19 protein-coding genes are annotated in these 21,613 nt (G+C 59.9%); 6 read left to right on the forward strand and 13 right to left on the reverse strand.

Annotated features, from left to right (window positions below; translation table 11 throughout):
- On the reverse strand, window positions 1-1,566 hold a 1,566-nt coding region (locus tag FTE24_RS03650; RefSeq protein ID WP_160441636.1), incomplete at its 3' end, for a cache domain-containing protein.
- Window positions 1,567-1,848: 282 nt separating this feature from the next.
- Here FTE24_RS03650 and FTE24_RS03655 point away from each other — a divergent pair.
- From FTE24_RS03655 to msrB, 3 genes are read left to right on the forward strand one after another with little or no spacing between them, the layout of a single operon-like run.
- Window positions 1,849-2,565: a cytochrome c biogenesis protein CcdA gene (locus FTE24_RS03655; protein WP_141450172.1), complete on the forward strand. Its 717-nt coding sequence runs from the start codon at window positions 1,849-1,851 to the stop codon at window positions 2,563-2,565.
- Window positions 2,566-2,611: 46 nt separating this feature from the next.
- On the forward strand, window positions 2,612-3,163 hold the full coding sequence (locus FTE24_RS03660; protein ID WP_237401617.1) for a redoxin family protein: 552 nt from the start codon (window positions 2,612-2,614) through the stop codon (window positions 3,161-3,163).
- Between the two features lie 25 nt (window positions 3,164-3,188).
- A complete protein-coding gene (msrB, locus tag FTE24_RS03665) occupies window positions 3,189-4,403 on the forward strand; it encodes a peptide-methionine (R)-S-oxide reductase MsrB (RefSeq protein ID WP_141450176.1) in 1,215 nt (404 codons plus the stop codon).
- Between the two features lie 50 nt (window positions 4,404-4,453).
- On the opposite strand, the gene FTE24_RS03670 is transcribed toward msrB, so the two are convergent.
- A complete protein-coding gene (locus FTE24_RS03670; protein ID WP_150229440.1) occupies window positions 4,454-4,678 on the reverse strand; it encodes a DUF1450 domain-containing protein in 225 nt (74 codons plus the stop codon).
- Between the two features lie 141 nt (window positions 4,679-4,819).
- On the opposite strand from FTE24_RS03670, the gene FTE24_RS03675 reads away from it, so the two are divergent.
- Entirely contained in the window at window positions 4,820-6,376 is a 1,557-nt protein-coding gene (locus FTE24_RS03675; protein ID WP_141450182.1) for an ABC-F family ATP-binding cassette domain-containing protein, read from the forward strand.
- A gap of 403 nt (window positions 6,377-6,779) precedes the next feature.
- On the opposite strand, the gene FTE24_RS03680 is transcribed toward FTE24_RS03675, so the two are convergent.
- The 6 genes from FTE24_RS03680 to FTE24_RS03705 form a co-directional block, all read right to left on the reverse strand.
- Window positions 6,780-7,667, reverse strand: a complete 888-nt coding sequence (locus FTE24_RS03680) for a fumarylacetoacetate hydrolase family protein (RefSeq protein WP_150229442.1) — start codon at window positions 7,665-7,667, stop codon at window positions 6,780-6,782.
- A 158-nt stretch (window positions 7,668-7,825) separates the two neighbouring features.
- A complete protein-coding gene (locus FTE24_RS03685; RefSeq protein ID WP_150229444.1) occupies window positions 7,826-8,125 on the reverse strand; it encodes a hypothetical protein in 300 nt (99 codons plus the stop codon).
- A gap of 77 nt (window positions 8,126-8,202) precedes the next feature.
- A complete protein-coding gene (locus FTE24_RS03690; protein WP_150229446.1) occupies window positions 8,203-8,898 on the reverse strand; it encodes a hypothetical protein in 696 nt (231 codons plus the stop codon).
- Between the two features lie 187 nt (window positions 8,899-9,085).
- Window positions 9,086-10,084 carry a sugar kinase gene (locus FTE24_RS03695; RefSeq protein ID WP_202111747.1) on the reverse strand — a complete coding sequence of 333 codons (999 nt, stop codon included), beginning with the start codon at window positions 10,082-10,084 and terminating at the stop codon, window positions 9,086-9,088.
- Window positions 10,081-11,136: an SPFH domain-containing protein gene (locus FTE24_RS03700; RefSeq protein ID WP_150229448.1), complete on the reverse strand. Its 1,056-nt coding sequence runs from the start codon at window positions 11,134-11,136 to the stop codon at window positions 10,081-10,083. The genes FTE24_RS03695 and FTE24_RS03700 overlap by 4 nt, the downstream gene beginning before the upstream one ends.
- 267 nt (window positions 11,137-11,403) lie before the next feature.
- The gene (locus tag FTE24_RS03705; RefSeq protein WP_150229450.1) at window positions 11,404-12,786 is read right to left on the reverse strand and encodes a HEAT repeat domain-containing protein; all 1,383 of its coding nucleotides are present in this window, start codon (window positions 12,784-12,786) and stop codon (window positions 11,404-11,406) included.
- 317 nt (window positions 12,787-13,103) lie between these two features.
- On the opposite strand from FTE24_RS03705, the gene FTE24_RS03710 reads away from it, so the two are divergent.
- Window positions 13,104-14,801 carry a DUF6138 family protein gene (locus tag FTE24_RS03710; protein WP_150229452.1) on the forward strand — a complete coding sequence of 566 codons (1,698 nt, stop codon included), beginning with the start codon at window positions 13,104-13,106 and terminating at the stop codon, window positions 14,799-14,801.
- A 198-nt stretch (window positions 14,802-14,999) separates the two neighbouring features.
- On the opposite strand, the gene FTE24_RS03715 is transcribed toward FTE24_RS03710, so the two are convergent.
- Both FTE24_RS03715 and FTE24_RS03720 read right to left on the reverse strand, forming a co-directional pair.
- Window positions 15,000-16,496: an MDR family MFS transporter gene (locus FTE24_RS03715; protein ID WP_150229454.1), complete on the reverse strand. Its 1,497-nt coding sequence runs from the start codon at window positions 16,494-16,496 to the stop codon at window positions 15,000-15,002.
- A gap of 174 nt (window positions 16,497-16,670) precedes the next feature.
- Window positions 16,671-17,459 (reverse strand): SDR family oxidoreductase, encoded by a 789-nt coding sequence (locus tag FTE24_RS03720; RefSeq protein ID WP_150229456.1) that lies wholly within the window; start codon window positions 17,457-17,459, stop codon window positions 16,671-16,673.
- 159 nt (window positions 17,460-17,618) lie between these two features.
- Here FTE24_RS03720 and FTE24_RS03725 point away from each other — a divergent pair, with 159 nt between their 5' ends.
- A complete protein-coding gene (locus tag FTE24_RS03725) occupies window positions 17,619-18,170 on the forward strand; it encodes a helix-turn-helix domain-containing protein (RefSeq protein WP_150229458.1) in 552 nt (183 codons plus the stop codon).
- 165 nt (window positions 18,171-18,335) lie between these two features.
- Here FTE24_RS03725 and FTE24_RS03730 read toward each other — a convergent pair whose 3' ends face one another.
- From FTE24_RS03730 to FTE24_RS03740, 3 genes are all read right to left on the reverse strand, one after another.
- Window positions 18,336-19,580, reverse strand: coding sequence for a DUF418 domain-containing protein (locus FTE24_RS03730; protein WP_150229460.1), 1,245 nt, complete (start codon window positions 19,578-19,580; stop codon window positions 18,336-18,338).
- A gap of 115 nt (window positions 19,581-19,695) precedes the next feature.
- Window positions 19,696-20,118, reverse strand: a complete 423-nt coding sequence (locus FTE24_RS03735; protein WP_150229462.1) for a MaoC family dehydratase — start codon at window positions 20,116-20,118, stop codon at window positions 19,696-19,698.
- Between the two features lie 52 nt (window positions 20,119-20,170).
- Window positions 20,171-21,601, reverse strand: coding sequence for an NAD-dependent succinate-semialdehyde dehydrogenase (locus tag FTE24_RS03740; RefSeq protein ID WP_150229464.1), 1,431 nt, complete (start codon window positions 21,599-21,601; stop codon window positions 20,171-20,173).
- Between the last annotated feature and the right edge of the window lie 12 nt (window positions 21,602-21,613).

The raw sequence follows: 21,613 nt of genomic DNA on the forward strand, positions 1-21,613 counted from the left end.
CTGCCGCGGCTGCACCGGCAGGCGCAGCAGCAGGCCGAGCCGGCCGCCGGGCAGCCATTCGGCCCAGAGCCAGGCGCCGCGCGCCGCCGCAAGCTCGGCCGCAGCGGCGGCCAGCGCGTAGCGCAGCAGCTCGCGGCTGCGCTCGGAGTAGGCGTCGTTGAACGCCTCCGGCCGGTCGATTTCCAGCAGGCCGACGACGGCGAGGCCGAATCCGGTTTCTCGCTCCGCGCTTGCGTCTCTACGCGGGACATCGTCCGCTTCCGCTCTCCCCGGCAGAACGCCGTCCACGTTCAGCCGGCGCGTCTCTTCGTCCCAGTTCCCCGGTTCGATCGCCCGGGTTCCTTCCAGCAGTTCGCGGAAAAATTCCCGCCGCCGATACCCGATATCTTCGCGCCGGCGCCGCCGGTCCGCTTCGGCGCGCGCGATCATGGCGCTGAGCGTCGATTCGATCCGCTCGAACTCGTCGGGATGCGGCGCGCGGCGCTCTCTGCGCTCGGCCGGCTCCCCCGAGGCCCCGCGCTCCGTTTCGCGGCCGGCCGTCTGCTCGGCGCCGGAGCGCTCGCCGAGCCGGGCCGCTTCCGTCAGTGCGGCCGCGGCGTCCGCCGTTCCCGGCGGCAGGGCGTCCAGGCGCTGAAGCAGCCGCACGACCGGCTCGTAATTGCGGCGCGAGACGAGCGCCGCCCAGACGATGCCGAGCGTCATAATGAGCAGCGCCGCCACGAGCCAGGCGTACCAGATGCCGGTCAGGACGCTCGACAGTCCATCGCCGACGATGCCCCCGCGCACTTCCCAGCCGGTATACGGCGAAGTGGCGGCGGACAATTCCCGGCCGGATTCCGGCGCGCGGGCCGCTTCGGCGGAAGGTTCGCCGCCGGGCGGCTGCGCGTCCGCGGCGGGCAGATCGGTCTCGGTTCCGAGCATCAGCTCGCCGTCCGCCGTGTACAGATGAATAAAGCTCGTCTCTTCCCCGATCATCTCCCGCAGCAGGCCGCGCACCGAGTCAAGCGAGACGTTGACGACCATCAGCCCGCGCTCGCCCGTCAGCAGCGGAATGCCGCGCGTCAGCGTTACGACCGTGCGCGGCTGCCCGCCCGGGCCCGCGATCTGTCTCGGCTGCGACCAGCGCGTAGGCAGCGGGCCGGCCTGTGTCCGCTCGACAAATTCCCGATCCGGGAAAGTCGCAAGCTTGCGGATCGACAGATTGTCGAGGACCGTCCCGTCCGACAGCCGGTAGACGTAGAGCGAATCGATCAGCGGATTGGTCAGCTTCAGCCGGGCCAGCCGCGTCGAAGCGTCGTTGGCGGCCAGATACGGATTCGCCGCCGCGGAGAAGAACGAATCGAACTCGCCCGACAGAATCTCGCGGTTCATCATCTCGTTGATGGAGCGAAAAGAATAATCGAGCGACTGGACGGCCTGCCGGGAGAAGACCGCGTTGGCTCTCGCCGTTTCCCGTTTGGACAGCTCCGCCGAGCCGGCGAAAAACAAAATCAGGAGGATCACCGGCACGATCACAAGAATCGGCAGATAAGAAAACATCAGGCGATTGAACCAGGTTCCGGACACGGACAGACCCCCTATTTTTATTTTAAAATTACATTTACTCTCACTTTAAGCAGACTTTACGCCTTATACAAGCAAACCTTTCGGCATACGGCCCGGCAGGCCCTTTTTATTTTTATCCGAAGAAAGCCGCCTAGCGCCTTGTTTTGTTCACAAACAAATATTTATTAAAACTAATCCAAACCTTATTTTTTTGCGTACAATAGGTATACAAAAGTTTTGAAAGATTTATTTTTGACGTATTCGATGCTCGAACGAACCTATTCCCCCGGAGGTGACGCTTCATTGCCTGCTGAATCCCTATATGTCGGAAGCGTGCTCGCGGCAGGAGTATTGTCCTTCTTCTCGCCCTGCATCTTCCCCATGCTGCCTGTCTATTTCGCCTTTCTCGGCGGTTCGGAAGCGGAGCGCGCCAAAGCCGCGGAGTCCTCTGCCGGATTCCGCGTCGATCCCAAGCTGATCGGGCGCACGCTGCTGTTCATTCTCGGACTGTCCACCGTGTTCCTGCTGCTCGGCTTCGGCGCGGGCGCGCTCGGCGGCGTGATCAACAGCTCGTGGTTCATGATCGCGTGCGGCGCCGTCGTCGTCTTGTTCGGTATCCATCAGACCGGCGTGCTCAATCTCATGTTCATGCAAAAAGAAAAACGGCTCACGTTCGACAGCACGAAGCAAAAAGGCTGGTTCGGCGCGTTCCTGCTCGGCTTCACGTTCAGCTTCGGCTGGACGCCGTGTATCGGGCCGGTGCTCGCCGCCGTGCTCGGCGTGGCCGCGGGCGGCGGTTCGGCCGGCTACGGCGTGTGGATGATGTTCGTCTACACCGTCGGCATGGCTGTTCCGTTTCTGCTGCTGGCCGTATTCTCCGACCTGCTGCTGCGCCGCCTCAAAAATCTGTACAAACATATGGGCAAGCTCAAAGTGGTGTCCGGCGTCGTACTGATCGCGATGGGCATCCTGCTCATGACGAACAATCTGGCCGTGCTCACGTCCGCTTTTCAGATCTAACCGGCCGCAATCCGACTTTCATTTTTAACTCAAGGAGATGACTCATTTGAACAACGTCAACGCCCGTCCCCTGCGCCGAAAATGGCTGCCGCTGCTTCTCCTGACGCTCTCGGCCGTTCTGCTGCTGTCCGCCTGCGGACAAAACGACGCGGCTTCCTCGTCCGGCCAGACCGCAAGCGCCAAGCCGGCTCCGCAGTTCGATCTCAAAGACCTGAGCGGCAGCGAAGTCAAGCTCGCCGATTTCAAAGGCGAAAAAGTCTACATCAAATACTGGGCTTCGTGGTGCTCGATCTGCCTCGCCGGCATGGAAGAACTGAACACGCTGGCCGGCCAGGACAACGACTACAAAGTGATCAGCATCGTCGCCCCGAACTTCAAAGGCGAAAAATCCGAAGCCGATTTCAAAAAATGGTATGCCGGTCTCGACGAGAAAAATACGACCGTGCTGCTGGACCAAGACGGCAAATACGCGCAGCAGCTCGGCGTGCGGGCGTATCCGACTTCCTTCTACATCGATTCGAACGGCGGCTTGGCCAAAACGGTGCCGGGCCACAACGCCAACGACGTGATCGCGACGAATATCAACGACATTCCCTAAATCCCGCTAACAGGAGGTTATGCGCATGAACCGCAAAAAACGGCCCGCTGCCTGGCTGCCGCTGCTCTCGATTGCCCTGCTCTCGCTGCTGATCTCGGCCTGTTCGTCCACGGGGCTCGGCCTTAGCGCTTCCGGCGCTTCTTCGTACGGAGCCGTCACCGCCGCCAGCATCCCGAATCCGAACGCGGACGTCGATTTCTCCAAGTCCGATCTCAAAAAAGTGTATCTCGCGGGCGGCTGCTTCTGGGGCGTCGAAGCGTATATGGCGCGCATCTACGGCGTGCAGGACGCCGTCTCCGGCTACGCCAACGGCACCGGCGAGAACCCGTCTTACGAAGACGTGATCAAAGGCGATCGCGGCTTCGCGGAAACGGTCGAAGTGACGTACGATCCAGCTCTCGTGCCGCTCGATAAAGTGCTCAAGGAATTTTTCAAAGTCGTCGATCCGACGAGCGTGAACCAGCAGGGCAACGACCGCGGCATTCAATACCGTTCCGGCGTCTACTACACGGCAGACAGCGAGAAAGCGGTCGTCGAAGCCGTGATCGCCAAGGAACAGGAGAAATACAACAAGAAGATCGTGACCGAAGTGCTGCCGCTGCAAAATTTCTATATGGCGGAAGAGTATCATCAGGATTATTTGGAAAAGAACCCGGAAGGCTACTGCCATATCGATATGGGCATCCTCAACGAACAAGAGATTCCCGGTCAGGCAGGAGCCGAAGCCGGCGTGACTTCCGAAAGCCTCAAATCCGCAGCCGCTTCCAAAGCGGCCGGCCAGATCGTGATCGATCCGGCCGATTATCCGAAGCGCACCCCGGAACAACTGAAATCGCTGCTGACCGATATCCAGTATCAGGTCGCGGTTGAGCAGGATACCGAACATCCTTACTCCAACGAGTATTGGGATACGTACGATCCGGGCATCTACGTCGACGTGTCGACCGGCGAGCCGCTGTTCGCCAGCGAAGACAAATACGACTCCCAATGCGGTTGGCCAAGCTTCGTGAAGCCGATTCTGCCGGAAGTCGTGACATACGACGAAGATAACGCCTACAATATGGTCCGTACCGAAGTGCGCAGCCGTTCCGGCGATATCCATCTGGGCCACGTATTCGACGACGGTCCGGAAGATCGCGGCGGCAAACGCTACTGCATCAACAGCGCTTCGATCAAGTTCGTACCGCTGGCCGATATGGAAGCGCAAGGTTACGGCTACCTGACCGGCGTGGCGAAATAACGTTTTTTCCATAAAAAAAACCGTATCCCATGCCGGGATACGGTTTTTTGCTAGTTTTTGGCGATGATCTTTTCCAGCTTCTTCACCAGCTTCTTGGGCGTCTCCGCCCGCACGATCTCGCCTTTGACGATCGCGAACGGTTCGGTGCGGCACAACCGGCATTCTTTGAGGCAGCCGTCTTTTTTCACTTTCACTTCGTCGTATTTGCTTTTCAGTTCCTTATAGGCCGGCTTCGAAAAGCGGTCGATGTTTTTTTCGCAAAATTTGATCTTCATGTCTTCCGCTCCTTTTTCGTGAAAACATTTGACTGTTTTCCACGTTTCCATTGAGTTGTGTGCCGTTACCTTTTATAATGAAACGGAAAAAGTTTAAAAATCGTTCAACCGAAATCTAACAGAAAAAGGTGTCTTTCATTAATGAGTATACTAAATGTAGAACGACTGAGCCACGGTTTCGGCGACCGGGCCATTTTTAAGGATGTATCGTTTCGCCTGCTCAAAGGCGAGCATATTGGCCTGATCGGCGCAAACGGCGAAGGCAAGTCGACGTTCATGAATATCGTGACAGGCAAGCTTCAGCCGGACGAAGGCAAAGTCGAATGGTCCAAGCGCGTCCGCGTCGGCTATCTCGATCAGCACGCCGTGCTGGAGAAAGGCATGAGTATCCGCGACGTGCTCAAAAGCGCGTTCCAATACCTGCTCGACATGGAACAGGAAATGAACGACATGTACGGCCGCATGGGCGACGTCACTCCGGAAGAACTGGAGACGCTGCTGGAGCAGGTCGGCACGATTCAAGATACGCTGACGGCGCAGGACTTTTACCTGATCGACGCCAAGATCGACGAGACGGCGCGCGGACTCGGCCTGACCGACGTCGGTCTCGACAAAGACGTGGACGATCTGTCCGGCGGACAGCGCACCAAAGTGCTGCTGACCAAGCTGCTGCTGGAGAAACCGGACATTCTGCTCCTCGACGAGCCGACCAACTATTTGGACGAAGTGCATATCGCCTGGCTGACGCGTTACCTGCAAGAATACGAGAACGCGTTTATCCTGATCTCCCACGATATTCCGTTCCTGAACAGCGTTGTCAACACCATTTACCATATGGAAAATCAGGAGCTGAACCGTTACGTCGGCGACTACGAATATTTCCAGGAAGTCTACGCGATGAAAAAGCAGCAGCTGGAATCGGCGTTCAAGCGCCAGCAGCAGGAAATTTCGCAGCTCAAAGACTTTGTGGCCCGCAACAAAGCGAGCGTCGCGACCCGCAACATGGCGATGTCCCGCCAGAAAAAGCTCGACAAGATGGACGTGATCGAACTGGCGCAGGAACGTCCGAAGCCGCAGTTCAACTTCAAAGTCGGCCGCACGGCCGGCAAGCTGATCTTCGAAGCCAAAAACCTCGTCATCGGATACAGCGAACCGCTGTCCCGTCCGCTCGATCTCAAAATGGAACGCGGACAGAAGATTGCGCTCGTCGGCGCCAACGGCATCGGCAAAACGACGCTGCTGCGCAGCATCCTCGGCGAAATCCAGGCGCTGTCCGGTACGGTCGAACGCGGCGAACACCAGCAGATCGGCTACTTCGAACAGGAAATGAAAGGCGACGGTTCGAAGACGTGCATCGAAGAGATCTGGAGCGAATTCCCTTCGCTCAGCCAGTTCGAAGTGCGCGCGGCGCTGGCCAAATGCGGCTTGACGACGAAGCATATCGAGAGCAAAGTCACTGTCCTCAGCGGCGGCGAGAAAGCCAAAGTGCGTCTGTGCAAACTGATCAACCGCGAAACGAATATTCTCGTGCTCGACGAGCCGACGAACCACCTGGACGTCGACGCGAAAAACGAGTTGAAGCGTGCGCTGCAAGCTTATAAAGGCACCATTCTTATGATCTCCCACGAACCGGAATTTTACCGCGATATCGTGACCGAGACGTGGAACTGCGAATCGTGGACGACGAAAGTGTTCTAAAATCGTTCGGCGGAAGCCTGTAGAGAAACGAGAAACCCGATCCTCCGTTTGGAGGATGGGGTTTTTTGGTGTTTTTCGGGTGTGTGCAGCGTGTTTTGGCGTGGTTAGCCTGATTGCGGCGGGCATCCTCGCGCAATCGGCGCCGGACGTGACGCCTAACGAATCGTCGTATCGCTATTTGCCCGTTTTTCGCTTTTTTTAAAATCTAACGAATCGTCATACGCTTATTGCCGAGATTGGGTCGATTTGAGAGCCTTTTGAGGCAAATAGCGTGCTGACGATTCGTTAATATGGAAAAAAGACCGTTTTGAAGCCAATAGCGTGATGAGGCTTCGTTAGCGGGCGATCGGCGTACGCCCTCGCACGCCGACTGCCCTGTCTGCCCTGCCCTGCCGCGGCCGCTTCACTCGCCGACGATGTTTGTCAGCTCGCCGAGCCCTTCGATCGAGATCGTCATCTCGTCGCCCGGCTTCAGCCAGACGCGCTCGGCTTCGGGCTTGCCGAGGATGACGCCTTCCGGCGTTCCGGTCAGGATCACGTCGCCGGGGCGCAGCGTAAAATGCCGGGACAGGTACGCGATAATCTCGCGGCAGGAGAAGATCATGTCCGACGTGTTCGATTGCTGCACGACGACGCCGTTGACGCGGGCCGAGATGCGCAGCCGATTCGGATCGGCAATCTCGTCGGCGGTGGCGATAAACGGACCGAGCGGCGCGAAGCCTTCGCCGGTCTTGCCGAGCAGCCACTGCCCCGAGCGCATCTGCAAATCGCGCGCGGACAGATCGTTGGCGCAGCAGTAGCCGAACACATAATCGAGCGCGTCGGCTTCGTCCACATTCGAAGCGGTGCGTCCGATCACGATCGCAAGCTCCGCTTCGTAATCGAGCTGCCGGGTATGGGCCGGATACGGCACGACAGCTCCGTGCGCGGTGACCGAATCCGAGAACTTGCCGAATACGACCGGCTCCGCAGGCAGCGGCATGTTCGTCTCTTCGGCATGCCGCCGGTAATTCAGCCCGATGCAGATCAGCTTGCCGGGATTCAGCACGGCGGGCAGATAGCGAACGGCAGAAGCGTCCAGCCCGAGCCGGGCTTCCCCTTGAATCGCCCGGGCCCGTGCGGCTTCGATCTGCGCGATTTGTTCCGGCGAGCGCAGCAGTTCGTCCGTCGTCGAGGGCAGGACGCTCCAGCCTTCCAGCCACGGCGCCAGTTCGCGCAGCGGGATAACAGTCCCGCCTTCCGCCAGAGCGACTTCCGACAAGCTTCCCCGTTCGATATTGGCAAATTTCATAGAGCTTCCCTCCAGATCGCGTTGGATTCCGGCGGCTCCGGCATGCGGCCGGTCCGCTCCTGTTCATGATACGACAACGCCGCCCCGCCCGCAAAAAAACAAGCACCCGCTCGGCTTCATGCAGAGGCGGGTGCTTCCCGTATGTGTGCGCGGCGCGCTTATTCGGTTCTCGTCTCGTAAGAACTTTCCCGGTGTGCGTTCTCTCGACCCGGCTCCCGGCGCTCCGTCTGGTTGGTAGACTCGTTCTTGTTCGGTTCGTTCTTGGCAGGCTCCGAATGCCAGGCTTCGATCTTCTTCCGGCGCTTGCTCTTGAGCCAGCGCTCAATCGGATTGGCGGACTGGCGTTCGGCCAACGTCTTCTTGATTCCCTTCATCATCAGCTTGGAGCGATCTTCGTCGTTACGTTCCAACTCGTGGAGGTCCTTCAGAAATTCATCGTTCATCGTATGCATCTCCATTAACAAGGTCTCCTCTCAGTATATCGAACATATGTTCTTTTGTCGAGTCCGGGAATTTTTTTCGCGCTTGATCACGCTTAACGGTTCTCTTCGGGCAGCGTTCCGCCTTCTTCCCGGATCTTGACGCGGATTCTCGGAATCAGTTCGCGGTAAGGACCGACTTCGCTGATGTCCGACAGATCGCCGATATCCAGGTTATATTCTTCGCCTCGCGTCTCCAGATCGAGCAGCAGGCGGTATTCCGATTGGTACTCGTATTGTTTCGGTTTGCGGAAATACCCCCACTGCCCGGTAAAATGCTCGACTTCGTGGTAAGCGACCATCCCTTCCCTCAGCCCGAATCCCTGGCGGCGGCAGGCGGCATCGATCCGGTCGCGAAAAGCTTTCGGATTCGTGATAACGACCGCGTAATCGCCGAATTTTTCGTTCCACGGGTGGATCAGCGTTTCTTTTTCGCCTGCGGCATGAAGCCGCAGCGATTCGTTCGTCACCCCGTACAGGCTGAGCGAATACTGCCGCTCCGCTTCGTGTTCCTGCAGCACGATCGGGCCTTCCACATTCTCCAGCTTTTTGCCGTCGACATACACGTTATAATGGCCCGGATTGTAGATCACGGAAGCCGCTTCGAACGGATCGTTGCGCCCCGCTTCGTCTTGTTCCGGGTTTTTGAAAGCGCTCAGGCATTGAAAATGCAGCTGCCCGCGCCGGAATTGTTCCATGAACCGCCGCTCTCCGAATTTGAGCAGCACGTAAATCTTCACCGCTTCTGTCATCGTCAGGCTCCCTTCTCTCTCTGTTGGTCGATCGTTGGGCTGTGCGAAGGATACTCCATATTTACCCAAATTCCGTGCAAAACAAAAACGTCTCCTTTTTCAAGGAAACGTTTCGATTCATTCTCTGTAGGATCCCGTTCCATAAAAATTCCCGTTCGATGCAGACCGTCTGTTCCGCCGCCGCCTATTAGACCGCCAGCCTGCCCCGCCGCTCGGACACCGTGATCGAAGCTTCGATGCCGGACCCGAATTCCAGATAATCGCTTTCGACGCCGTCGCTAAAAATGACCCCGCTCTCCGGCATCTGCGACACGATCTTGAGCGGACGGCCTTCGTCGATCCGGCCAAACACGAGATTGGCCGAAGTCGAGCGGCTCGGATACGGTTCGCGCACGCTGAAGTACAGATACGGAGAATCCCAGCCGAACGAAGGGTCCGGCACGAGCGGCTGCGCCGCTTCCCCGCCGGCGAACGAAGAGATGCCCGCCGCGCCCGCAAGCACGCTGCGCATCCAGCCTGTCGAGCCCATGCCCGTGGACACGATGATGCCGCTCGACGACTGCTGTTCGGCCACGTCGCTCTGGCGCAGTTCGTAGCGCGCCGACACATGCGTGCGGCGGCCGATAAACAGGTCGTTGACGGCAACGAGCATCTGCCCGTCGTTCAATTCCGCCTGCGCCAGCCGCACTTCCTTGAACGGACGCCGGCCGCGCAGCAGGTCGCGCACGACCGCCTGCAGATCTTCGACGACGAACGGCAGCAGCGATCCGTCCCAGCGCTGCGGATCGGGATTGACCCCGATCAGCGGCTGTCCGGCGGCGTATTTGAGCGTGTTGGCGACCAGTCCGTCCTGGCCGAGCACGACGATCAGGTCTTTTTCCCCGAAAATGAAGTTCGGCACGTATTCCCGGTCCACCTGCTGCACGCGGCCGAGCCGCTCCAGCGTCTCCGTCGCCTGGCTCAGAGCCGAACGGTAGATCCGGTCTTCCCGTACGTAATCCCCGAAGTCGGCTCCGAGCCGTTCCACGAAAAACTGCGCCTGCTGGATCGTGTTGTAGCGGACGACCAGTTCTTCGAGCCGGGTGCGCCGCTTGACGAGCACGATTTTCGTTTCGCTTTCCGGACCGGCGGCCGGCTGCACCGCTCCGGGCACCGTTTCCGCTCTTTTTTTGCCGAACAGACTCATCGCTGACCGCCTCCTCTCGCGGCCTGCGCGGACGGCGCCGACTGCCCGCCCATCAGGCCCTGCAGCAGATCCGGCGTAATGTTCAGCTGGCCGATCTTCTCGGCATTGCCGGCCATGTCCCGGAACGCGATCGCGATCAGCTTGTCCGGCTGCATATCCATCTGCGCCATCGCTTGCAGCACGGCCGGGCTGACGTTCTCCAGCGATTTCATGACCGCGGTCAGTTCGTACGCTTTGGCATCGGCGGCGACTTTGCGGTTCGACGTCTCCAGACCGATCAGTTCTTTGCGGTCCGACTCCATGCCGATATCGAAGCGCAGCTGCTCTTCTTCCATCTCGTGCCGCTTCTGCTTGACCGCGCGCTCCGCGTTCAGCTGCGTCTCGCGAATCTGCCGTTTCTTCGTCTCGACCGCGATCTCGGTGTTCAGCTCGTTTTCTTTGACCTGGCGTTCCTGCTCGATCGAAGCGTTGCGGCGGCGGTACAGCGCTTCGTCCGCGTCCTGCAAAATTTCTTCGCGGGCTTTCGCTTCGAGCGCGCGCATCGTGTCTTTGTTCGGCACAATGGCGAGGATCGACAGTCCCATCAGCTCCACGCCGAGCGCGGACAGCTCCTCGTCCTGTACCAGCTCGCGCCGCATGCTCTGGGCCAGCGTCTCGCTCGCCTGGATCGCTTCGCGCAGCGGCATCCGGGCCAGCCCCCGCTTGATCCGCACCTTCACGATATTCACGACGCGCTGGCTGAGCAGAGCCGGATCGTCGGACAGGTAGCGGTTCTTTTTCAGGTCATACGTATAATTCAGCACGCCGGTCATCCGGCGGTATTCGGCGATCCGGTAGATCAGTTGGCCCTGCACCGTAATCTTCTGGTAATCGCTCGTCATTTCGTCGAACATGAACGGCACGTCGATCGAAGAGACCGGCACGACGACGACCGAAGTGGTCGGCGCGTAATAATGGAACGCCAGGCCGACGCCTTCCTTGACGACTTTGCCGTTCTTGATCTTCATGACATACTCGCTGGGCTGGAATTTGGCAAAACGGAATCCGAACATACAAGGTTCCCCGCTTTCTTTTTCGATATTGTCATTTCGACTTTAACGAAACTTTAACACATCCAAACGATACTTTCAATATGATATTTACAATTGATTCGATATTTTGGACGCAAAAAAGCTTCGTTTCCTGCGAAACGAAGCTTTGGCGGACGTACCGCAGGTATATGAACAGCAAACATCGAAGGCTTGAAACCGATTCCAGACCGGACACGGATCGGACTTGTATAGGACCCGGATCGAACCCGGACCGGATTTCCAGCCGGTTCAAGACTTGTTGACTTCCATTTCGATGCGTCCCAGCAAATGCCGCGCGTCCGCGCGTACGTCAGGGTCGCCGCCCTGCCCCAGACGCGCCAGCACGTCACGCGCACGCGGGCCGTATTCGCCGAGCCGGCTCAATACCGCGCGGCGAAACTCGCTGTCTGCGTGCGTGTCGTATAGCAGCGCTTCGTACTTCGGCAGCAGCTCGCCCAGCAGCAGCCCTTCAAGCGCTCCGAGCGCCGCTTTGCGAACGAGAGCGTCTTCGTCGTCCAGCGCGCGGCCGAAGTCCGATACGTACGCTTCCCGGCCGGGCAGCCGTCCGGCATGGAACACCGCTTCGCGCCGCATGTCGCGATCGGCAAAGCGGAAAAACGGAACAAGCAGGTTCAGCGGATTGACCGGTCCCTGTTCCAAAATCCGGACGATCTGGCACAGCACGCGGTGATCGTCTTCTTCGGGCAGGCGGCTGGCCAGTACGATCGCAAGCTCCCCGCCGCCGTCTTCCCCGTACGCGTCGATCTGCCTGGCCGCGTTCAGCCGTTCTTCCGCCAGCGGACTGCCGAGCGCCCGGATCAGCAGCGGCACCGCCTCGGCGTAATTTTTCTGCGCGAGAATCTCCAGCGCCGCCAAACGTACGGCCGCCGATTCGTCGAGACCCTGCTCAAGCAGGAAAGACACCGCATCCGGCTTCAGCTTCGCCAGCTTGTGCATGCCCTGAATCGCGCTCACTTTGACTCTCTCTTCCAGACTCGACAAATACAGATCGACCAGCACCACTTCGTCCCCGGCCCGCTCCAGCGCGAACCAATCCGTATCGTAGCCGCCGATGATCTCGTCCAGCCAGCGCTCGTACCATTCGAGAAAATTCACTTCGTACGTAAAAAAAGGAATCTGATGATTGCGGTCCACGTATACGATGCGTCCCCGGCACGGCCCCTGCAGAACGAGCATCATCTCGAACGTCCAGCCCATTTCCCCGATCGCAAGCAAACCGCCGTACAAGGCGCGTTCGTGTCTCTTTTTCCCGGCTTCGTCCAACGAAGGATCGTCCAGAAAAGCGGTGATCTCTTTCCAGCGTTCCGGGTCCATCCCCGGTTCCAGCACGCATTCCCCGCCCGGGTCCCCGAACGAACCGCTCAAGTGCAGAGGCGAAATTCCGTAGTAAGGCCCCGCCCCGCCGTTGCCGACTGTCTGCAGAAACTGCGCAAATTCCGCCGGCAGCGCCGCCTTGATAGAAGCTTCGAACTCGGCGATCTCTTCCGCGGCGATCGGTTCGTTCATCCGGTATCCGTGCCGGTTGGCCCCGAACTCCTTGAACCCCGAATCTTTGCGCGCTGCCATTTTGAGCTTCCAAATAATGCGTTCCAATTGAACCTGCTTGTCCACTGCTGTTCCCTCCCCAAGATCTAACCAGGCTGCCGCGTCCCCCGCTGCCATGTGCTCCCGTACACCGTCTTCTATGTAATCCCGCACGAATACGCGGTCCGGCTCGACCCCGCGTTTCTCGTTCCCGATCTCGCTCGTATGTTATAATCTCCAGTTGTGAAGAGCGGAACGGATTTCCGCTGCTGCTGTGATTGATTGTAACTCGTTGGATTGATTTGTGCAAAATTCCAAATTACCTATTTTTCTTGATTTCCTCAAACTATTCTAAAAAACCTATTTTAAAAAGTGATTCCAAAAACCTATCGGGAGGCTCGATCATGGAGCAGGCAGTCGAACTTTTTTTGCGGCAGGTGTGGGAGCGGCTCGAAGACATCTACGGCAGGGAAAAACGCCGAATCGATAAGATCTCCGCTTGGAGCCCGCTGCAGGCCGGCATTTTTAATTATGTGAAAATCACCCGCTCGCTGCCGGAACGCGGCCTATCGCCCCGGCAGCTCGCGATCGACGTGTACGAACCGCTGCCGTGGAGCGATAGCGCCTACAGATTCGAGCTCGACTTTGATCCGGAACAGAATCCGGAAGCGTGGACCGACGACAAGCTGCGGGATGAATTCTGGCCCGCCCTGCAGCAAAAAATCGTCGAACTGCGCAAGTCGGGGCAAATGGGAGCGCGCTTTTTCGATTATCGGCTGGATCTGGAACTGGAATTCCACCGCGCCGATCGCAAGCAGCCGCTGAAGCTGGCTGCCGCGCTTATCGACGCGGACAAACGGGAGCAGCTGCGCCAGACGCTGGATGCTTTTATCGCACGCAAAGTGCTTGCGCCCGGTCCCGCCCGGCCCAAACAAGAAGACCTGTTCTTTTTCGCGGAGCTGCTTTTCAATCCCGATTTTTTGCCGGAAAGACGAGACGCGCCGGACGCCGACGAGATCGAACCGCTGCTATCTGCAGTCAGCGGCAAACTGCGCGATCAGCCCCAGCGGCTTGCGCAGTGGCGCGGCGAATACAAGCGGGCGCTGCGGAATTGGGCGGAACGGCTGTTTCTTCCCCGTTATTTCGAGCCCGCGGGCGAATATTCGCTCTCGTTCACGCCGAAACCGGAGACGGAGCGGCCTCAGGCCGACGCGGACAGCCTGAACTTTTTCGTCTATGCCGCGCTCAAGATCGGGGAATCCGAGCCGGATCTCCGCCTGCAATATTTGGGCTATGCCGATCTGCTCGGTTCGGATACGGCCCGGCGTTATGTGACGGCCGGCAGCGGGATTGTGGACAGCCGGCGCCGCGGCAGCCTGTTCCAGGGTCAAGCGAACGACGTGCTCCAGTCGATCGAGCTGAAGCTGCTGGCGGAAGAAGAATCGGCTTACCGCGAAGCGCTGGACGATCTCTGCGCCCTGCTGGAGCAAGGATTTCCGAACACATACGCCCTGAAGCTCAAAAGCGGCGAAAAGCGCTGGCTGCCGCTCAAAACGTTGGCCAAATCGCCGCTGCACCGCTTTTTCGCCAATACGCTGCATTACCCGGCCCTGTTCCCGGCGGTCGCCCGGTACGCGGAGCTGGCGATGGAAGAGTACGCCTGGTACAACGACGTCGAACCCGGCGAAAAGTCGGTCATGCCCGGCACTTATGCCGTGTTCGGGCTCGGGCTGCGCAGCGAAGCGTATTTCCCGCTGCTGCTGCGGTATATGGCGCTCGTCGATACGGAGCACCAGTCGGCGCAGGACGAATATGCGTCCGCGTTCGTCGCGGCCCACGGGCTGAGCGGGCGCACGCTGCCGGTTCTGGTCGCGATTCTGCTGGCGAGCGGCCAGTCCGCCAAGCCGATGAAGCCGTGCCCGATCGACACGCCGGAACTTGCGCGGCTGCTGCTGACCTCGCTTGAGATGCTGCCGGAACACGAACGGGACACGGTGCGGTACCGGCTGTTCGGCGGCGCCGACAAGCTGGCGCGCACAGCCAAAAAAGCGGAGCCGGAACTGCGGAGCGCGCTGGAGGAAATCCGGGCAGCCGCGCCGTAAAGCGGGAGATCCGAAGCGTGTGAACACGCAAGAACGCGAATACGCAAACAGGAAAACACGCAAAAAAGGCTGACCTACCGCATCGGACGATGCGGGGTCAGCCTTTTTTCGGCAGGATGGGTTCTGGTTGTCGTACTACTTCTACTGCTGCTTGTACTTCCGCTTTGGCTTGTTTACTTCACTTTACTTTACTTCAATTTACTTCACTTCTTCCGACCCGGCTTTTTCTTTGCCCATGAACGCGACGGCCAGGGCGGCCAGAGCGATCGGAACGAGCGCGTACAGGAACATGGCCGTAATCGAATCCGACATCGCGTTTACGATTTTGTCGAGGATCTCCGGCGGAATCTGCGAACGCACGTCGGACTGGAACACCTGGCGCAGGTCGCCGCCGAATCCGGCCGCCGCTCCGCCTTCCTGCCCGGCGAACGCTTCCGCCAGCCGGTTCGCCAGCACGCTGCTCTGGATCGCTCCGAACACCGTAATACCCATCGTCATGCCGAACGAACGCAGGAACGAGTTGGTCGAGTTGGCCGTTCCGCGGTACCTCGGCTCCAGATTGTGCATCGAAGCGGTCGGCAGCATCGAGAACGAGAATCCGACGCCGAAGCCCGCGAGCACCATGTAGACCGTCAGCAGCACGCGCGACGTATCCGGCGACATGAACGCCAGCAGCGCCATGCCCGCGAAGAACGAGATGACGGACACCGTCATCAGGCGGCGGAATGAAATTTTCGTCTGGAAAATGCCGCCAATCGCGCTGCCCGCCACCGAACCGAGCATCATCGGCGTCAGGATCAATCCGGCGTTCGTCGCCGAACCGCCGTACACCGCCTGAACGAACAGCGGAATATAGACCGTCAAGATGATAAAAGTCGCGCCGTACAAAAAGGCCAGCGCCTGCGAAGAAGCGAACAACCGGCGCTTGAACAGCCAGAACGGCAGAATCGGATCGGCCGCTTTGCGTTCCACGAGCACGAACGCGATGAAGAACACGGCGAACGCGGCAAACAGCGCGAGGATCGGCGCCGACGACCAGCCGTAGGAACCGCCCAGTTCCAGCGCGAACATCAAAGCGACGATCGCGACGACCAGCGTAAAAGCGCCGGCCCAGTCGATACGCTGCTTCTGGTGCACGGCCGATTCCTTGTAGAAGCTTAGAATGAGCGCAAGCGCCACGATCCCGATCGGCACGTTGACGTAGAACACCCAGTGCCAGCCGATCGTATCGGTGATGTAGGCGCCGAGCAGCGGTCCGAGCACGCTTGAGAGGCCGAAGACCGCTCCCAGCATGCCGGTCATCTTGCCCCGCTTCTCCGGCGGGAACGTATCGAAGATGATCGTGAACGCGATCGGCATCAGCGCCCCGCCGCCGATCCCCTGGATCGCCCGGAAGAGGCTGAGCTGCGTCATCGTCTGCGCCAGCCCGCACAGCGCCGAGCCGATCAGGAAAACGATCAGTCCGAACACGAAAAAGCGTTTGCGGCCGTACATGTCGGACAGCTTGCCGAAGATCGGCATGCCGGCCATCGTGGCGACCATGTAGGCGGAAGTGACCCAGACAAACTGGTCCAGCCCGCCGAGATCGGCCACGATCGTGCCCATCGCGGTCGCGACGATCGTATTGTCCATCGCGGCCATCAGGATGCTGAGCAGCAGCCCCGTGACGATCCATTTGGTATTGGTTTGATTCATGATCCGCACACCAGCCTTCTTGTTGAGTTTCGTTGTACATGTTAGATGACCGGCGGGTCAGTGTCAAGTCTATTTTTATGTAAAAACCATCATATTTGAAAAAGAGCCTTCTTGCCGCGCTTACGGACGCCGCGCCCGAGCGGCAGACCGGCCCGCGAGCCGATCCGCTGCCTGCTACAGCGCTTTGACCGCTCCCCCGTCAACCAGCAGTGCCTGCCCGGTGACATACGTATTGGCGAACGATCCGTAGAAGACGACGATCCGGCCGAATTCGTCCGGCTGTCCGAGCCGGCCCAGCGGGATTTGCGCTTCGTTCTCCTGCCGGATTTCTTTGATCGGGCGCCCGGTCCGCTCCGCCTTATCTTCGTCCAGCTCCGCGATGCGGTCGGTCGCGATCCGGCCCGGAGCCACCGTATTGATCAAGATACCGTCCGGTGCAAGTTCGGTCGCAAGCGTCTTGGTCAGCGCGTTCACGCCCGAGCGAAGCACGTTCGACAGAATCAGGCCGTCGATCGGCTGCTTGATAGACGTCGAAGTCAGGTTGACGATCCGGCCGCCGCCCGCCTGGCGCATATGCGGCAGCGCCGCGCGGATCATACGGATCGTGCCGAGCAGATTGAGCTCGAACGCCCCCTGCCAGTCCGCGTCGTCCATATCGTCGAACCGTCCGCCGGGCGGCCCGCCCGCATTGCCTATCAGCACGTCGAGTCCGCCGAAGCGCCGCGCCGCTTGCTCGATCGCCCGCCGCACGTCGTCTGCGCGGCCCGCATCCATGACGACCGTCGCCACCTCGACGCCGGTCGCTTCGCCGATCGCCCGTTTGGCTTCCGACAACCGTTCTTCGCTGCGGCTCGCGATCGTGACGTTGGCGCCTTCCCTTGCAAATTCGAGCGCCGCTGCCCGTCCCAGCCCTTTGCTCGCCGCGGCGACGAAGACCGATTTTCCTTTGAGTCCCAGATCCATGTTCATACCTCCCTCATTGGTTTCGCTTTCCCTTTTTATATACCCGCTTTGCCTCTTTCCGCCCGGGGCTTTTACCGCGCAAAAGCTGGCAAAAAGAGCCCAAAATTGATAGGATAATGAAACGAAAGACCGACCTGTCCCAGAAAAGGAGCGATACCTATGGATCTCGGTTCCAATATCCGCACCGTTCGGAAGCGCAAAGGCATCACGATCGCTTCGATCTGCGCGGCAACCGGCTTGTCGCAGGGCTTTATGAGCCAGGTGGAGAACAACAAAACGTCGCCGTCCATCTCCACGCTGGAGCAGATCTCCAAAGCGCTGGACGTGCCGCTGGCCTATCTCCTGCTGCAAACGGAAGAACGGATGCAGGTCACCCGCCAAAGCGAGCGGCGCCAGACGTCCGGAGGCACGGAGAACGTCTCCATCTCGCATATCGGCCGTACGCCGCATCTGCGCATGACGATCGTCGAACTGTCGCCGGGCGCGTCGTCCGGCGACGTTCCGCACGCGCACGAAGGCGAAGAAGTGCATGTCGTCGTACGCGGAACGGTCACGGCCCAGCAGGGCGAAGATCTCTACGAACTCGGCGAAGGCGATGCGTTCAGCTGGAATGCAAGCGTGCCGCACCGGGTGTGGAACGCCGGTTCGGAACCGGCGATCGTGCTCATATCCGTCTATACGGACACCCGGCGGGAAGTCGATCCTCTGTGACGGCGATCCGCAGCGACGTCAGCGAACGTAACGGCGGCAGCGAATAACAGCGAGTAACAAACAGCGACCGCAGAGAAAAAAACCGCTTCTCCGCCGAAGTTGCGTCGGCGGGAAGCGGCTTTTTTGCGTCTTTTTTGACAAAGGCTGTCGGGCTGCGGGAAGTGTTCAGTCCATCCGGCGTTCGCCGCTGCCGGGCAGGTCTGCCGACGCGGCGGCCGCAGGTGTCGGCTCCGCTTCCCTTTTTCGGAAAGGCGGCCATTCCAGATTCGTGCCCGCCCGCCACAGCCACTCGAACGGCCCGTACCGGAACGCGCGCAGCCAATAGTGGCTGACAATCATCTGCAGGGCGAAGAAACCGAGCCCGATCGCGACCGAAGCCGAGAACGGCAAACTGCCGATCACGCCGATCGAAGCGAAGAAGCCAAGGCCCGAGCCCGTGAACAGCGTGACGAACACCAGCGACTGCATCAAATAATTCGTGAACGCCATCCGCCCTACCGCACGGAACGGCTCAAGCAGACGCCCGACTCTCGACCCTGCGGTTCCGGCCAGCCCCACGATCAGCAGGACCGCGCCAAGAGTCACCGCAAAGCAGGCGACCGGATGCAGCGTCGTGATCCACGGATTGTTGCCGGGACCGCCGTACAGGAACTTGCCTGTCCAGCCGAGCAGAAGCAGCAGCGCGCCGAGCGCCGAAGCGAGGCGCGGATGCTTGGGCAGGCGTACGAACAGGCCGCTGCGATACGCATACATGCCGAACAGGAAAAAGCTCAGATGTTCGATCGCCAGCACCAGCTCGCTGAACGAGGTGGACAGATACGGATTCATGTAAAAAGCGTCCGGATTCGGCAGGCCTCCGATCCACCCGTACAGCCGCGAAGTCGGCGAGAAAGTCAGCAGGACGTTCGAGAGCTCCGGGCTCATCGCCGCCTGCAGTTCGTACGAGCTGACGAGGAACAGCAGGAGACCCGAGAGCAGCAGCAGCGGCTTGGGCATCCAGACGAACAGCATCAGCATCAGTCCGTCGAGCGCGTACATAAACAGGATGTCCCCGTCCCAGACGGCGAATACGTGCAGCGCGCCGAACAGCAGCAGCATGCCCATGCGCCGCAGCAGCATCGGATACGGCCTGCGGCCTTTGCGCACGGCGCCGTCGAAGATCAGCATCATGCTGATGCCGAACATGAACGAGAACAGCGGACGAGCGCTGTTCGCGAACAGCACGTCGATCGCGCGCCACAGCGTGTTGCTGGCGACGTCTCCTTCGTCCATCAAGGCTCCTGTAAGATTGGATAGATTGCACAGGAAAATGGCAAACAGGGCGACGCCCCGCAGCTGGTCGAGCACGTTGATCCGGCCGTCCGGCATGCCGCCCGGTGCCTTGGTCTTCGTCGTCGATAAAGTCGTCATCGTGATTCGTCCTTCTTTCGCAATGGATAGGTAGAAGCTTCTTTTCCATTGTAGAGACGGCGGCCGGGCAACTCTTCCTTCGAAAACTACAATCGGATGACAACTTTGTTATGCCTTACTTGCCGATCAGCGCCGACAACTCGCCGCTGAACACCTGCTCGCCGCGGGCATTGAACGTTGACAGCCGCACGGTGACGATGCCGCTGCGCCGCCTCTCTTCCAGAGAAATCACTTCGACTTCCACGTGCAGCTCGTCGTCCGGATAGACCGGCTTGATAAAGCGAACGTCGTTCATCGCCGTGCCGGCCACGACTTCTTCGCCGTACGCGCCCGTCTCCACCCACAGCTTGAACGAGACGGCCATCGTCTGGATGCCGGACGCGATCAGCCCTTTGAACCGGCCGGCCGCCGCTTTGGCTTCGTCCAGATGCATATACTGCGGATCGTAGACGGACGCGAATGCGATAATGCTTTCTTTGCTCAGAACCAGGGAAGACGTCGTGAACGTCCGCCCCAGCGTAAATTCTTCGAATCTCATCTCAGCTTGCCCTCCCGCTTTTCCGGGCGCCGCTTCAAGAGCGCCCAGGTACTCAAAGTCCCAACGAAACGTATTTGACTTCCAGATATTCTTCGATGCCGTAGCGGCCGCCTTCGCGGCCGAGCCCGCTTTCCTTGAAGCCGCCGAACGGCGCCTGCGCGGTGGACGGCAGCGGATCGTTCAAGCCGACGATGCCGAATTCCAGCCGCTCGGCGATCTCTACCGCTTCGCCGATCCGCTCGGTGAACACGTAAGCCGCCAGCCCGTACGGACTGCGGTTGGCGCGTTCGATCACTTCGTCGATCGTGCGGAACGACGAGACGGGCGCGAGCGGGCCGAACGTTTCTTCGTTCATGCAGACCATATCGTCCGTCACGTTCGCAAGCAGCGTCGGCTGCACGAAATGGCCGCCGTCCGCGAAGATGGCGCGCGAGCCGCCCGCGAGCACCTGCGCGCCTTTGGCGCGGGCGTCCTCGATCTGCGCCAGCACTTTGTCGACCGCCGCTTCATTGATCAGCGGGCCGATCTCCGTGCCTTCGTCGAGGCCGCTGCCGACCACAAGCTCCGACACTTTGCGCGCGGCAAGTTCCGAGAAGCGTTGAATCAGATTCTCGTGCACGTAGATGCGATTCGTGCAGACGCACGTCTGGCCGCCGTTGCGGAACTTGGAAGCCATCATGCCGTCGACCGCTTTGTCCAGATCCGCATGTTCGGTCACAATGAACGGCGCATGCCCGCCGAGTTCCAGCGACAGCTTTTTCATCGTGCCGGCGGCGCCTTGCATCAGCTGTTTGCCCACGCGGGTCGATCCGGTAAAAGACAGCTTGCGCACGCGCGGGTCGCGCTGCCAGACGCCGCCGATCTCGCCCGGCACGCCTGTCACCATATTGAGGACGCCGTCCGGAATGCCGGCTTCGACCGCAAGTTCCGCCAGGCGCAGCGCCGTGAACGGCGTCTCTTCCGACGGCTTGATCACGACCGTGCAGCCGGCGGCAAGCGCCGGGGCGACTTTGCGCGTAATCATCGAAGCCGGGAAATTCCAAGGCGTGATCATCGCCGCCACGCCGACCGGCTGCTTGATGACCCAGATCCGCTTGTTCGGCGACGAAGCGGGAATCGTCTCGCCGTACACCCGTTTGCCTTCTTCGGCATACCATTGGATGAAGCTGTTCGCATAGGCGATCTCGCCCGCGGCTTCCGCCAGCGGCTTGCCCTGCTCCAGCGTCATGATGCGCGCCAGTTCGCTCTGGTGCCGCTCGACGAGCGCATGCCAGTTCAGCAGCAGCCGGCCCCGTTCGATCGCCGGCAGCGCCGACCAGGAAGCCAGCGCGCCGTGAGCCGCGTCGACCGCCGCCAGCGCGTCCGCTTCCGTCGCTTTGGCCGCGCGGCCGACAAGTTCTCCGTTGGCCGGATTGGTCACTTCGATCGTCTCGGCCGTGTCGATCCACGAACCTCCGATCAGCAGTTTGCCGCTTTTGTTCATCGTTTCGCCCTT

This window comes from Saccharibacillus sp. WB 17 (assembly GCF_008634075.2).
Taxonomy (GTDB): domain Bacteria; phylum Bacillota; class Bacilli; order Paenibacillales; family Paenibacillaceae; genus Saccharibacillus; species Saccharibacillus brassicae.

Bases quoted from the DNA above. Each gene is read 5' to 3' on its own strand.
- FTE24_RS03730 (WP_150229460.1), bottom strand. From the start codon at position 19,580: ATGACGACTTTATCGACGACGAAGACCAAGGCACCGGGCGGCATGCCG.
- FTE24_RS03675 (WP_141450182.1), top strand. From the start codon at position 4,820: ATGAGTATACTAAATGTAGAACGACTGAGCCACGGTTTCGGCGACCGG.
- FTE24_RS03685 (WP_150229444.1), bottom strand. From the start codon at position 8,125: ATGGAGATGCATACGATGAACGATGAATTTCTGAAGGACCTCCACGAG.
- FTE24_RS03700 (WP_150229448.1), bottom strand. From the start codon at position 11,136: ATGTTCGGATTCCGTTTTGCCAAATTCCAGCCCAGCGAGTATGTCATG.
- FTE24_RS03725 (WP_150229458.1), top strand. From the start codon at position 17,619: ATGGATCTCGGTTCCAATATCCGCACCGTTCGGAAGCGCAAAGGCATC.
- FTE24_RS03740 (WP_150229464.1), bottom strand. From the start codon at position 21,601: ATGAACAAAAGCGGCAAACTGCTGATCGGAGGTTCGTGGATCGACACG.
- FTE24_RS03695 (WP_202111747.1), bottom strand. From the start codon at position 10,084: ATGAGTCTGTTCGGCAAAAAAAGAGCGGAAACGGTGCCCGGAGCGGTG.
- msrB (WP_141450176.1), top strand. From the start codon at position 3,189: ATGAACCGCAAAAAACGGCCCGCTGCCTGGCTGCCGCTGCTCTCGATT.
- FTE24_RS03710 (WP_150229452.1), top strand. From the start codon at position 13,104: ATGGAGCAGGCAGTCGAACTTTTTTTGCGGCAGGTGTGGGAGCGGCTC.
- FTE24_RS03715 (WP_150229454.1), bottom strand. From the start codon at position 16,496: ATGAATCAAACCAATACCAAATGGATCGTCACGGGGCTGCTGCTCAGC.
- FTE24_RS03720 (WP_150229456.1), bottom strand. From the start codon at position 17,459: ATGGATCTGGGACTCAAAGGAAAATCGGTCTTCGTCGCCGCGGCGAGC.
- FTE24_RS03670 (WP_150229440.1), bottom strand. From the start codon at position 4,678: ATGAAGATCAAATTTTGCGAAAAAAACATCGACCGCTTTTCGAAGCCG.
- FTE24_RS03690 (WP_150229446.1), bottom strand. From the start codon at position 8,898: ATGACAGAAGCGGTGAAGATTTACGTGCTGCTCAAATTCGGAGAGCGG.
- FTE24_RS03735 (WP_150229462.1), bottom strand. From the start codon at position 20,118: ATGAGATTCGAAGAATTTACGCTGGGGCGGACGTTCACGACGTCTTCC.
- FTE24_RS03680 (WP_150229442.1), bottom strand. From the start codon at position 7,667: ATGAAATTTGCCAATATCGAACGGGGAAGCTTGTCGGAAGTCGCTCTG.